Below are 13,258 nucleotides of genomic sequence, written 5' to 3' on the forward strand. Positions count from 1 at the left end.
CGTCATGGACATGACGTTCCCCCTCTGCGACGCCATCACGACAGGTACAACGCCCTCTCGCCGGCCGTCCGGCCAGCGGAGTTCCCAAGCGGGTGCGCAAGCAAACATTCGACCGCGGCCTCACGCGGCGCCGCTACGGCCGCGGTCCATCGCTCGCCTACATCGAGCATGGCCAGGCGCACGCTGCACGCCGCAGGTTCCCGCGCGTGCCCGGCCAGTAAAAACTCCGCGCCGGCAGCGGCGTGGAAACTGCTCATCTCGCGCGCCAGGCCGATGCCTTCGGCCTTGAGCAGGGCTTCCTTGCGCACCCACAGCGCCAGCAGCGCGCGGCTGCAGGCCGGTTCGGGAAAGCCCGCCAGTGACTGCCATTCGTCCGGATGACAGACGCTGGCCGCGATGCCGGGCAATTCGGCCGCGCGGAACGCGGCTTCGATATCCACGCCCACCGGCCCCGCCGCGCACAGCGCGAAGGCCGCCACGCCGTCGGCATGGCTGAGGCTGGTGCGCACGGGCCGGCCGCGCAGGTGCACGCCGGGCAACCACGGGGCGCCTTCGGCATCGCGCGCGATGACGACCGACGCCTCGTCCAGATCCAGCGCCCGCGCCACGAAAAGCCGGTGCAGCGCATACGTCAGCGCCAGCGCTTCACGGTCGGCCGCGAAACGGCGCTGACTCACGCGCTGGCGGTGTGGCGCGTCGAGCATCGCCCAGGCTTGGTCCAGCCAGGGGTGCCAGTCGCGCAGGTCGACGACGGCGGTCGCACAGGCGCCGGGCGCCATCGGCCCGCACGCGAACGCCTCGCGCAGCGAACACGCCGATGCTTCCTGTCGCCATGCGACCGCCACCCTCGCCCCCTGTCCGGTCATGCCGGTTCCGATTCGGATTCAACTGAAGACGAACGCAGCGGTGGCCTGGACGCGGACACGGCCTGTTCCGGGCCCGCGCTGCGTTTGCTGCATCAAGGCGACCGTGGCCGCATGCGGCCGGTCGCCAGCCAACGAACGAGCGAGTGAATGGACACGACCGATTTCGGGGAAAGGCTGGTCCACCGGCCCACACGCGACACCCACCGGCGCGATGCCGACGCGGCAGCGCAAGGCGGAGGCGTCGCCGCATCGCCACCCTCGTTGCAGACGGTGCGCGTGGGCGTGGTCGGCCTGGGGTATGTCGGATTGCCGTTGGCGGTGGCCTTCGGCCGCCAGTACGACACCGTGGGCTTCGACATCAACGCCCAGCGCGTGGCGGAACTGCGCGACGGGCGCGACAGCACGCTGGAAGTGGAACCGGCCGACCTGGCCGAAGCCCGCCGCCTGCGATGCAGCAACGACCTGGACATGTTGCAGCGATGCAACGTCTACATCGTCACCGTGCCCACGCCCATCGACGCGGCCAAGCGCCCGGACCTGGGCCCGCTGGCGCGCGCGAGCGAGGCGCTGGGCAAGGTGCTCAAGCGCGGCGACGTCGTCGTCTACGAATCCACCGTGTACCCCGGCTGCACCGAGGAAGTCTGCGTGCCGATCCTGGAGCGCGCCTCCGGGCTGGTGTTCAACCGCGACTTCTTTGCCGGCTACAGCCCGGAGCGCATCAACCCGGGCGACCGGGAACACCGCCTCACCAGCATCCTGAAGATCACCTCCGGCTCGACACCGCAGGTGGCGGATTTCGTCGATGCGCTGTACGGCTCGATCATCGAGGCCGGGACGCACAAGGCCAGTTCGATCAAGGTCGCCGAAGCGGCGAAGGTGATCGAGAACACGCAGCGTGATCTCAACATCGCGCTGGTCAACGATCTGGCGATCCTGTTCAACAAGCTCGGCATCGACACGCTGGAAGTGCTGCAGGCAGCGGGAACGAAGTGGAACTTCCTGCCGTTCCGGCCGGGGCTGGTCGGTGGTCATTGCATCGGCGTGGACCCCTACTACCTCACCCACAAGGCGCAGGAAATCGGCCACCATCCGGACGTGATCCTCGCCGGCCGCCGCACCAACGACGGCATGGGCGCGTACATCGCCAGCGAGGTCGTGCGACTGATGGTGCGCAAGGGCATCAACCCGGTGCAGGCGCGCATCCTGATCCTCGGACTGGCATTCAAGGAAAACTGCCCCGACCTGCGCAACACGCGCGTGGTCGACATCGTGCATGCACTGCACGGGTACAACGCGCAGGTGGACGTGCACGATCCTTGGGTGAATGGCGGCGATGCCGCGCACGAATACGGCATCACACCGGTTCCCACGCCCGCACAGGGCGGCTACGACGCCGTGATCGTCGCGGTCGCGCACCGCGAATTCGCCGAACTGGGCGGGAACGGCGTGCGCGCATTCGGCAAGCCCGTGTCGGTGGTCTACGACGTCAAGTACGTGCTTCCGCGCGATGCGGTGGACGGCCGGCTGTGAGCATGAAGGTCCTGGTCACGGGTACGGCAGGGTTCATCGGATCGCATGTCGCGCAGGCGCTACTCGCCCGCGGCGACGAGGTGATCGGCTTCGACAACCTCAACGACTATTACGACGTGCGACTCAAGCGCGCACGGCTGGCCCGCTTCGCCGATCATCCCGGCTACACGCACGTGCACGGTGATCTCGCCGATCGTGACGCGGTGGAAGCGCTGTTCCGCGACCATCGCCCCGCGCGCGTCGTGCACCTGGCGGCGCAGGCGGGCGTGCGTTATGCCGCCGAGAATCCGCACGTATACGTGGCGAGCAACGTCACCGGGTTCCTGCATGTCATCGAAGGATGCCGGCATCACGGCGTGGAGCACCTGGTTTATGCATCGACCAGTTCGGTATACGGCGCGAACACCGCGATGCCGTTCTCCGAACACCAGCACACCGAACATCCGCTCACGCTCTATGCCGCGACCAAGAAAGCCAACGAGGCGATGGCGCACAGCTACGCGCATCTGTACGGATTGCCATGCACCGGGCTGCGCTTCTTCACCGTGTATGGTCCGTGGGGCCGGCCGGACATGGCGTTGTTCCTGTTCACGCGCGCGATCCTGGCGAGCGAGCCGATTGCGGTGTTCAACCACGGTCGCCACAAGCGCAGCTTCACCTATGTCGACGACATCGTCGCCGGCGTGGTGCGCGCGCTCGATCGCGTGCCCGGTGTGGATACGCGGTGGGACGGGCATTCGCCCGATCCCGCGAGCAGTGGCGTTGCGCCCTATCGGCTGTACAACATCGGCAGCGGTGAAAGCGTCGAACTGTTGCGCTACATCGAAGTGCTCGAACAATGCCTCGGGCGCAAGGCGACGATGCGCATGCTGCCGTTGCAGGCCGGCGACGTGCCCGCGACCGAAGCCGATTGCACGGATCTCGCACGCGACATGGGCTATGCACCCAGCGTGACGGTGGAAGAAGGCATTGCGCGATTCGTGGCGTGGTATCGCGAGTATTACGGCGATGCGCCGGAGCATGGACGCGAGTCGAACGCCGCAGCGGAAGTGACCGCGGGTTGAGCGTTGTCGGCGATATCGGCCTTCGCGTCGGTCAGGCTTGCGCTTGTCGTGCCGTCATTCCCGCGAAGGCGGGAATCCAACTTTCCAGACTCACGCTTTCCGGACGACACAGCGGCGTTTGCGAGTTGGATTCCCGCCGTCGCGGGAATGACGACTCGAGAGAAAATCCCGAATCGCAGACAAAACAAAAGGGCCGATGCTTTCGCATCGGCCCTTCTGCCTTGTATGGCGCGCCCGGAGAGATTCGAACTCCCGACCACCAAGTTCGTAGCCTGGTGCTCTATCCAGCTGAGCTACGGGCGCTGAGTTGAAAAATTATGAAGGACCGTTTCCGATTCGTCAAACATTTTTCGAACATTTCTGTCGATGCCGTTGAAGGCGATTCGACAGTGCACGGACCGCGCGGATCTCGTGCGACCGCTTCGGATTGCCTGCGCGACGCGGCGTACCGCTTCGTGCAGCGCCAGCATGCCGAAGCATCCTGGCCAATCCGGCCGGTCGATGGAACTGGCGGAGACTGAGGGATTCGAACCCTCGATGGAGCTTTTGACCCCATACTCCCTTAGCAGGGGAGCCCCTTCGGCCTCTCGGGCAAGTCTCCGCGGAACATCAAAACGGTGCGGGCGCAAAGGATAACGGCTCGCCCCGCATACGGCAAACGATTTTCTCAGGCCGCGCCGTGCTTGCCCGAATCGTTGTCCGCAGGCTCCTCGCCGCGCTGGATGCGCTGATAAATTTCTTCACGGTGAACCGCAACATCTTTCGGTGCGGTAATTCCAATGCGCACCTGGTTTCCCTTGACGCCGAGCACGGTGACAGTCACCGAGTCGCCGATCATCAAGGTCTCACCGACGCGACGCGTCAGGATCAGCATCTAAACGTCTCCTATAAGCCGGCTTACGGGTCCGGCATATGGCACTCCCCGGGGAGTGCCGCAGATCACATAAAAACGTAGGCCATCTTAGCGGTGGGCCAAACAGGCCCGCAACCGCAGGTGGCTTGCGTTCACCATTCAGCCAAGCTTGTTTTCCACCCAACGGGCCACTTCGGCAAGTGCCTGGACCAGGGCCGGACCATCCTCGCCGCCTCCCTGTGCCATGTCGGCGCGACCGCCGCCCTTGCCATTGATCCGACTGGCGACATGCGCGAGGAGTTCCCCGGCCTTCACCTTGCCGGCCGCACTGCCGTTCACTCCCGCCACCAGGGCTGCCTTCCCGTCCGCCGCGCCGGCCAGAACGATGACGGCATCGCCGAGTTGCTGCTTCAGGCGGTCCACCGCGTCACGCAGCGCCTTGGCGTCGAAGCCCTCCAACCGCGTCGCCACCACCTTCACACCGTGGACCTGCGTAGCGGAGCCCGCGAGATCGGAGGTCGCGCCGGTGGCGGCCTTGGCCTTGAGCGACTCCAGCTCGCGCTCGAGCTTCCTCTGGCGATCGAGCAGGCTGCGCAACTTGTCGGACACGTCCGCCGCATTGCCTCCCAGCAGGCGGGCCGCATCGTCCAGACGACGCTCTTCCTCGGCCACGAAGTCCAGCGCGCCCTGCCCCGTCAGCGCCTCGATGCGACGTACGCCGGCCGACACGCCGCTTTCGGAGACGATCTTGAACAGGCCGATGTCACCGGTGCGCGAAACGTGGGTGCCGCCGCACAGTTCGGTCGACGCCTCGCCCATGCGCAGCACGCGAACATGGTCGCCGTACTTCTCGCCGAACAGCGCCATCGCGCCGAAATCCAGCGCTTCCTGCATGCCCATGTGGTGCACTTCGGCAGCGTGGTTGTTGCGGATCTCGGCGTTGACGCGGCGCTCGATCTCGGCAAGCTCGCCCGCGCTCATCGGCGCGAAATGCGAGAAGTCGAAACGCAGGCGGTCGGGCGCGACGAGCGAACCCTTCTGGGTGACGTGATCGCCCAGGACGCTGCGCAGCGCGGCGTGAAGCAAATGGGTGGCCGAATGGTTCAGCACGGTCGCTGCGCGGCGCACGCTGTCGACGGTCGCGCGCACGCGTTCACCGCGCTGCAGCGAGCCGCTGGCGAGCGTGCCGACGTGGCCATGGAACTGGCCGGCGAACTTCACCGTGTCGCGCACGGCGAAGCGTGCCGCACCGGCTTCGAGGTCGCCGGTATCGCCGACCTGGCCGCCGCTTTCGGCGTAGAACGGGGTGCGATCGAGAATGACCGCGGCCTCTTCGCCCGCCTCGATGCGGTCGACCGCGCGACCATTTTTCAGCAGCGCGACAATTTCCAAGCCCTCGTCACCCAGTCGCTCGTAGCCGAGGAACTGCGTCGGCGCCAGTTGCGCGGCCAGCTCGGCCGGCATCGTCGCGGCATTGCCGAACTTGCCGGCGGCGCGGGCGGTTTCGCGCTGCTGTTCCATCGCAGCGTCGAAGCCTTCCATGTCCACCGACAGGCCGCGCTCGCGCGCGATGTCGGCGGTCAGGTCGACCGGGAAGCCGTAGGTGTCGTACAGGCGGAACGCGTCCACGCCCGGAATCGTCGTGTTCGAGCGCGAAGCGACTTCGTCGAAGATGCGCATGCCCGAATCGAGCGTCTCGGCGAAACGCTCCTCCTCGGCCAGCAGCGCGCGCTCGACGAACTCACGCTTGGCGGTCAGCTCCGGATAGGCATCGCCCATCACTTCGACCAGCGGCGTCACCATGCGGCTGAAGAACGGGCCCTTCTGGCCCAGCATCCAGCCGTGGCGCAGCGCCCGGCGGATGATGCGGCGAAGCACATAGCCGCGGCCTTCGTTGCTGGGCAGGACACCGTCGACGATGAGGAAGGCGCAGGCGCGGATGTGATCGGCGATCACGCGCAGCGACTTGTTGTCCAGATCGGCGGTGCCGGTGAATTCCGCGGCCTTGGCGATCAGGTGCCGGAACAGGTCGATCTCGTAGTTGCCGTGCACGCCCTGCAGCACGGCGGCCAGGCGCTCCAGGCCCATGCCGGTGTCGACGCACGGCGCCGGCAGCGGTTCGAGCGTGCCGTCGGGCTGGCGGTCGAACTGCATGAACACCAGGTTCCAGATCTCGATGAAGCGATCACCGTCCTCATCGGGCGAACCCGGCGGGCCACCGGCGATGTGGGCACCGTGATCGTAGAAAATTTCTGTGCACGGACCGCAGGGGCCGGTGTCGGCCATCTGCCAGAAATTGTCTGATGCGAACGGCGCGCCCTTGTTGTCGCCAATGCGGACGATGCGCTCGGCCGGCACGCCGATCTTCTTGTTCCAGATCCCGTAGGCCTCGTCGTCGGTGTGGTAGACCGTGACGGTGAGGCGCTCGGGCGCCAAGCCCCAGACCTTGGTCAGCAGTTCCCAGGCCCAGGCGATCGCGTCTTCCTTGAAGTAGTCGCCGAACGACCAGTTGCCGAGCATCTCGAAGAAGGTGTGATGGCGCGCGGTATAGCCGACCTGATCGAGGTCGTTGTGCTTGCCGCCGGCGCGCAGGCATCGCTGCACGTCGGCTGCGCGCACGTAGCCCGGCTTTTCGCTGCCGAGGAAGACGTTCTTGAACTGGACCATGCCCGAGTTCGTGAACAGCAACGTCGGGTCGTTGGCCGGCACCAGCGGTGCCGAGGGCACGATGGTGTGGGCCTTGCTGCGGAAGAACTCGAGGAAATCGCTGCGGATTTCGGTAGTGGTTTTCATGCCTGTCGCGCGAAGTCGGTGACGGGGCCGGAGTGACTCGGACCGGCCCATGCCCTCTTGATTGGGGGCGTCGACTGGAGCAGGCAACCCAGGCCGGAAAGCCCGCTAGCGTAGCAGGCCCCGCGGCGATGCGCTTGGCAAAGTGGCATCGCCGGGTTGGCGGCGCCTTGGCAGTATCCGGCCGCCCTGCGGGGGGCGGCGGGGTCATCTCACTCGTCGTCCGGGTCCCACCGGGTCGCGGCCCGTACGCTGGAGTGGTCGAAACCACGGCGGATCAGGAAGTCCGCCGCCTTGCGACGCTGGGCGATATCGTCCACCGCGGCCCCGAAACGGCGGCGGACCAGATCGCGGGCGTTCTCGGTCCAGTCGCCTTCGAAGGTGTCCATGGCGCGGGCGACGGCCTCGCGATCGAGCCCGTGCGTGGACAACTCGGCACGGATACGCAGCGGCCCGTAGCCACTGGCGGCGCGGTTCCGGACGACTCCCTGGGCGAAACGCTCGTCGTCCTGCCAGCCCTCGCCCGCCAGCCGATCCACCGCGGCCTTGACCTCGCCGGCATCCAGGCCACGCGAGGTCAGCTTCCGGTTCAGCTCCTTGCGGGAGTGCTCGCGCCGGGTCAGCAGGCCCAGGGCACGTTGCACGGGGGTCTGCTCCCGTCCCTTGCGACGGGGCCGGCTCTCGCCGGGCCCGCTGTCGCTCGGATCGTCATGCATGGCGTGATGTCGCCTTCATTGGATCCAGCCCCGTACCGGTTTACTCGTCCTCGGCCGCGTCATTGGCCTCTTCGCGAGAGGCTTCGGCCGGCACGAACTTTTCGCGCAGCGCGGCTTCGAGCCTGGCCGCCACTTGCGGGTTGTCCTTGAGGTACTGGCGGGCGTTCTCCTTGCCCTGGCCGATGCGCTCGTCGTACGCGCTGTACCAGGCGCCCGACTTCTCGACCAGCTTGGCCTCCACGCCCATGTCGATCAGCTCGCCCTCGCGCGAGATGCCCTCGCCGTACAGGATCTCGGTGACGACCTGCTTGAACGGGGGCGCCATCTTGTTCTTGACGACCTTGATGCGGGTCTGGTTGCCGATGATCTCGTCGCCCTTCTTGATCGAACCGATGCGACGGATGTCCAGGCGCACCGAGGCGTAGAACTTGAGCGCATTGCCGCCGGTGGTGGTTTCCGGGCTCTGGCCCGGCATCATCACGCCGATCTTCATGCGCAGCTGGTTGATGAAGATCACCAGGCAGTTGGAACGCTTGATGTTGCCGGTGAGCTTGCGCAGCGCCTGGCTCATCAGGCGCGCCTGCAGGCCCGGCAGCTGGTCGCCCATCTCGCCTTCGATTTCCGCCTTCGGCGTCAGCGCCGCAACGGAGTCCACCACGACCATGTCGACGGCGTTCGAGCGCACCAGCATGTCGGCGATTTCCAGCGCCTGCTCGCCCGTGTCGGGCTGGCTGACCAGCAGGTCGTCGACGTTGACACCGAGCTTGCCGGCGTAGATGGGATCGAGCGCGTGCTCGGCGTCGATGAAGGCGCAGGTGCCGCCGGCCTTCTGGCACTGGGCGATGGCCTGCAGCGTGAGGGTGGTCTTGCCCGAGGATTCCGGACCGTAGACCTCGACCACGCGGCCCTTGGGCAGGCCGCCGATGCCCAGCGCGATGTCGAGCATCAGCGAGCCGGTGCCGATGACCTCCGCGGCCTCGATCGTGCGGTCGCCCATGCGCATCACCGAGCCCTTGCCGAACTGCTTTTCGATCTGGCCCAGTGCGGCCGAGAGGGCGCGCTTCTTGTTGTCGTCCATCGTGGTGGTTCCTTCAGTGTCAGTGGCGGAAGTCGTTGCTTGGGTCGCAATCTAGCGGGCGCGTATCGCACGGGTTGAGACGCGAACGCGGTCGTCGTCAGATTGCATGGGCGATGGCTCGCCGGGCATGAGGGGTGTCCGGGACAGGGGGTGGGAAAACCCCGCACCCTGCCCCGGAACGCCACTGACGCCGGTCCGGCCATTCGCCGGGAAGTTCATCGGTTCGGCCTCACCAGGCCGCAGTACAGGCCTTCGATGGCGAAGTCCTGGCCCGGCTCGACCTCGATCGGTGCGTAGTCGGGATTACGGGGAAGCAGGCGAATGCGGTCCTTGCCGATCTTGAGGAGCTTGACGGTGATCTCCTCGTCGATGCGCGCGACCACGATCTGGCCCGAGCGCGCGTCGTTCGTGCGGTGCACGCCGATGAGATCGCCGTTGAAGATGCCTTCGTCGCGCATGGAGTCGCCCTTCACCTTGAGCAGGTAATCGGGGATGGGCGAGAAGAAGACGCGGTCGAGGAGGACGAAGTTGTCCGAGCCGATGTCGGCGCCAATCGGACGACCGGCGGCGACCTGACCCAGCACCGGCAGGCGCAGCGCATCGTTGGCGGCCTCTTCGGCTTCGACGTGCTTCACCGGGAGTTCGCGGGCGGACAGGTCCGGCACGGCGCACAGACGGATCGCGCGCGCCCGGCCCGGCATGCGCTGGATGGCGCCGGCCTGCTCCAGTGCTTCCAGGTGGTACTGCGCGGCGCGGACGCTGCTGAACCCCATCGCGCGGGCGATCTCCGTCTGCGACGGGGGAACGCCCTCGACCTCGATGCGCTCGGCGATGAGGGCGAGGATGGCGCGCTGGGTGTCGGTGATGTCCATTAGTAGCAATACTACTAACAGACTTTCCGGGGCGTCAACGCCGCTCGTCGGCCCCGGGTGGACTCGGCCGGTGGATCAGGCCATCAGCTCGGCCAGCCCGTGCAGCGCGGCGGCCACGGTCTGGCGGCGCACGGCGTCGCGGTCGCCGTCGAAATGGAACGTGACAGCAGTGGGATAGCCGCCGCGACGCTTCCACGCGATCCACACCGTGCCCACCGGCTTGTCCTCGGTGCCGCCGCCGGGGCCGGCGATGCCGGTCACCGCTACTGCGAGCGTGGCGCCCGAATGCACGAGTGCGCCGGAGACCATTTCGATCACCGTCTCGCGGCTCACCGCTCCATGGGTTTCCAGCGTCTGCGGACGCACGCCCAGCAACGCCTGCTTGGCCTCGTAGCTGTAAGCCGCCATGCCGCACTCGAACCAGCCCGAGGAACCGGGGATGTCGGTGAGCATCTTGGCGATCCAGCCGCCGGTGCAGCTCTCGGCGGTGACCAGGGTCTGGCGATGGGCGCGGGCGGATTCGCCGACCTGTTCGGCCAGGCGCAGCAATGCGGTGTCGGTGACGTCGTTCTTCATGGGCCGAATGATAACGGGTCGGCCCAGCCCTCAACCCAACCCCTCTCCCGCGTGCGGGAGAGGGGCTTCGAGCTCGAATCAGTACAGCACCCGCAACGTCATGCCGTAGGTGCGCGGTGCGCCGAGGAACGCGTTCCACGAACCGGTCTGCAGCGGCGCGTCGAAGCCGACCTGCATGTAGTCCTCGTCGGTGAGGTTGAGCGCCCACGCCTCCACGCTCCAGCGGCGGTTGCTCGCGCCGATGCCCACGCGTGCGTTCACCACGGTGTAGGCGTCCTGCAGCTTCTCGGGGTCCAGGTCGGAACCGGTGTTGTAGTCCGACATGTACTTGCCGCCGATGTTGAAACGACCCATCAACGTATTGGTGAAGTCCCACTCGTACGTCACCGACGCCGTCGCCGACCAGTACGGCGCGAAGCTGGCACGGCTTCCGGGCAGGCGCGCGAGGTCGGCGTCGGGCAGCGGGTCATCGCCGTAGCGCGTGTCCGCGTACACGACGCCACCCTGCAGGCTCAGGCCTTCCAGGCGCGTCTGGTACAGCACCTCGGTGTCGATGCCCTTGGAGATCACCTCGGGAATCGAGCGCACCACGAAGCTGGTCCCGAGGAAGCTGTTGAGCTGGAAGTCGCTGTACTCCTGGTGGAACAGCGTCGCGTTGAGCAGCAAGTTGCCGTCGGCCCACGTCGTCTTGGTGCCCAACTCGTAGCTGTCGACGAACTCCGCAGGGAACGAGGTGTCGTTCACCGGCACGATGCCCGCCGTGCCGCTCGACAGACCGTCGGACGATTGCACGCGATCGAGGTTGAAGCCGCCGGCCTTGTAGCCGCGCGCGCCGGAGGCGTAGACCATCACCTGCTCGTTGAAGCGGTACGCGGCCTTGAGCGTGCCGGACCACTCCTTTTCCTCGCGCTCCTGGTGCGTGTCGCGACCGTTGTGGCGCACGTTGGCCCAGGGCAGGCAGCCGAAGGCGACCACCTGCGGCACCATCGCCGGAATCGCCGCCGCCGGCACGCCGCGCGCGGCCAGCGCCTGCGCGGCGCGGGTCGGGTTGGTCAGCAATGCGCTGCAACCCGGGCTGCCGTTGGGATTGGAGTAGACCGAATCCAGCGTCTTCTCCTCACGCGTGTAACGCAGGCCCAGCGTGAGGTCGAGCGCGTCGGTGGCGTGCCAGGTGTTGTTGGTGAAGATCGCGGTGCTTTTGGCGTTCTGCTCGTAGTCGTCGTCCGCGCCCAGGCCCGCGAACACGGTGCCGAACGGACGTCCCGTCGCCTGCGAATAGAACGCCGCCGCATTCGCCATGTTCACCACGCCGGGCGGCAGGCGCGCGGCCAACTGGCCCAGCACCGCCGTCGACAGGTACGGCTCGTAGCCCGCGCCGATGCGATAGGAATCGTGGCGCGTGAGGTCTTCGTCGGAATAGAACAGGCCCACCATCCAGTCCACCTTGTCGGTGGAACCGGTGAAGCGGAACTCCTGACTCAGCGTTTCGAAGGCCGTCAGCGATTCGTCCGGGTTGGCCTCGCGGTACAGCAGGTCGGCGCTGGAGAAGTCGAAGTCCAGCCCGTTGATCGCCTCCCAGTCGCGCCAGCCGGTGATGGACGTCAACTCCGCCCCGCCGAACCACGGCGTGATCCAGTCGACCTGCATCGCCACGCCCTTGTCCTTGATGTCCTGCTCCGTGCTGCGATTGCTCCAGGCCTCGCGTGCGAACGGGTCGGCCACCGGGGCCACGCCGCTGTCGGTCGCCAGCGCGTCGATGATCGCCGCCGTCGGTCCGCGCACGGTGGTGACGCCGGCGCAGCAGTTCTCCTCGCGGCTGGTGAAATCGCCGATGAAGGTGATGTCGAGGTTGTCGGTGGGCTCCAGCAGGAACTGGCCGCGCAGCGAATGGAAGTTCTGATCGGTGTCCTCGTGCTCGGTGCGCGGGCCGGCGCCGGTGTGCACATCGAGGTAGCCGTCGCGCTTGCGCTTGGCGGCATATACGCGGAAGGCGGCCATGTCGCTCACCGGCATGTTCAACGAACCCGACACGCCCAGCGCGTTGTAGTTGCCCGCGGTGATCTCGCCCTCGACCTGGGTGATGTAATGCGGTCGCTTGGTGATGACGTTGATGACGCCGGCGGAGGTGTTCTTGCCGAACACGGTGCCCTGCGGGCCCTTGAGCACTTCGATGCGCTCGATCTCGCCCAGGTCGCCGAAGCCCACGCCGTTGCGCGGACGGTAGATGCCGTCGATGACCACGCCCACGGAGGATTCCAGGCCCGCGTTGTCGCCCACCGTGCCGATGCCGCGGATGCGCGCGACCGTCTGCACTTCGCTCTGGGTGCTGCTCACGGTGAGGCCGGGCACGAGGACCTGCACGTCCTTGACGTCACGTACGCCGGTGTCGCGGATGATCTGGTCGCTCAGCGCGGTGACCATGATCGGCACGTCCTGCAGCGCCTCTTCACGCTTCTGCGCGGTCACCACGAGGCCGGCGAGCGTCTTGGCCTCCTTGTCCTCAACCTCCTGCTCGGCGCTGAGGCCACTGCGCGGCACTTCCTGCTGCTCCTGCGCGCGCACTTCGATCGCCGGCGACGATGCGAGCGCCACGGCGATCGCATACGGCATCAGCTTGCGACTCAACTCTCCCGAACCCTTTCCCGAACTGAAGCCCCCGGACATCCACGGATTGCACGAACCCATCGCGATCCCCTCCCCTCGTCGGAATGACTGGCGTGTGTCGTTATTGGAATGGCTTGCTTGCGAACTCCTGGCAACGTGCCCGGACGGGCACATGCCGGTGGCGCGACCGGCGGGTCTGGAAGTTATGGCTACGACGCGGTCCAGTTCCCCAACAGACGTGCGCGTACGGCGAGCCGACCGTAGCACGCCGCAGGCCCGGGTCACGCCGCAGCGCACAAGCCGCGGGCC

The 13,258-nt window shown here is 66.8% G+C and carries 10 protein-coding genes and 2 tRNA genes; 2 read left to right on the plus strand and 10 right to left on the minus strand.

From position 1 onward, the window contains the following. Window positions 1-35: 35 nt before the first annotated feature. Entirely contained in the window at window positions 36-866 is an 831-nt protein-coding gene (locus tag JI752_RS02205) for a 4'-phosphopantetheinyl transferase superfamily protein (RefSeq protein WP_216958548.1), read from the minus strand. 261 nt (window positions 867-1,127) lie between these two features. Here JI752_RS02205 and tviB point away from each other — a divergent pair, with 261 nt between their 5' ends. Together tviB and JI752_RS02215 are read left to right on the plus strand one after the other, a co-directional pair. Continuing rightward, window positions 1,128-2,396, plus strand: a complete 1,269-nt coding sequence (gene tviB / locus JI752_RS02210) for a Vi polysaccharide biosynthesis UDP-N-acetylglucosamine C-6 dehydrogenase TviB (protein ID WP_254200301.1) — start codon at window positions 1,128-1,130, stop codon at window positions 2,394-2,396. 2 nt (window positions 2,397-2,398) lie between these two features. Beyond that, the gene (locus tag JI752_RS02215; protein WP_216958554.1) at window positions 2,399-3,460 is read left to right on the plus strand and encodes an NAD-dependent epimerase; all 1,062 of its coding nucleotides are present in this window, start codon (window positions 2,399-2,401) and stop codon (window positions 3,458-3,460) included. 226 nt (window positions 3,461-3,686) lie between these two features. On the opposite strand, the gene JI752_RS02220 is transcribed toward JI752_RS02215, so the two are convergent. The 9 genes from JI752_RS02220 to JI752_RS02260 all read right to left on the minus strand — a co-directional run bounded on the left by JI752_RS02220 (window position 3,687) and on the right by JI752_RS02260 (window position 12,970). Continuing rightward, window positions 3,687-3,763: transfer RNA gene (locus JI752_RS02220), tRNA-Arg, on the minus strand. A 205-nt stretch (window positions 3,764-3,968) separates the two neighbouring features. Next, window positions 3,969-4,061 (minus strand) — tRNA-Ser (locus tag JI752_RS02225). Between the two features lie 66 nt (window positions 4,062-4,127). Then, window positions 4,128-4,334 (minus strand): carbon storage regulator CsrA, encoded by a 207-nt coding sequence (gene csrA, locus JI752_RS02230; RefSeq protein ID WP_216958557.1) that lies wholly within the window; start codon window positions 4,332-4,334, stop codon window positions 4,128-4,130. A gap of 138 nt (window positions 4,335-4,472) precedes the next feature. Beyond that, window positions 4,473-7,106 carry an alanine--tRNA ligase gene (gene alaS / locus JI752_RS02235; RefSeq protein ID WP_216958560.1) on the minus strand — a complete coding sequence of 878 codons (2,634 nt, stop codon included), beginning with the start codon at window positions 7,104-7,106 and terminating at the stop codon, window positions 4,473-4,475. Between the two features lie 209 nt (window positions 7,107-7,315). Further along, window positions 7,316-7,819 (minus strand): recombination regulator RecX, encoded by a 504-nt coding sequence (recX, locus tag JI752_RS02240; RefSeq protein ID WP_216958563.1) that lies wholly within the window; start codon window positions 7,817-7,819, stop codon window positions 7,316-7,318. A 40-nt stretch (window positions 7,820-7,859) separates the two neighbouring features. Next, window positions 7,860-8,897: a recombinase RecA gene (recA, locus tag JI752_RS02245; protein WP_216958566.1), complete on the minus strand. Its 1,038-nt coding sequence runs from the start codon at window positions 8,895-8,897 to the stop codon at window positions 7,860-7,862. Window positions 8,898-9,112: 215 nt separating this feature from the next. Next, complete coding sequence (lexA, locus tag JI752_RS02250; RefSeq protein ID WP_216958568.1) at window positions 9,113-9,769, minus strand: transcriptional repressor LexA; 657 nt, start codon at window positions 9,767-9,769, stop codon at window positions 9,113-9,115. Window positions 9,770-9,844: 75 nt separating this feature from the next. Continuing rightward, window positions 9,845-10,345, minus strand: coding sequence for a CinA family protein (locus JI752_RS02255; RefSeq protein ID WP_216958571.1), 501 nt, complete (start codon window positions 10,343-10,345; stop codon window positions 9,845-9,847). 78 nt (window positions 10,346-10,423) lie between these two features. After that, on the minus strand, window positions 10,424-12,970 hold the full coding sequence (locus tag JI752_RS02260; protein WP_254200153.1) for a TonB-dependent receptor: 2,547 nt from the start codon (window positions 12,968-12,970) through the stop codon (window positions 10,424-10,426). Window positions 12,971-13,258: the final 288 nt, after the last annotated feature.

The organism is Lysobacter sp. MMG2 (assembly GCF_016735495.2).
Lineage (GTDB): Bacteria > Pseudomonadota > Gammaproteobacteria > Xanthomonadales > Xanthomonadaceae > Lysobacter_J.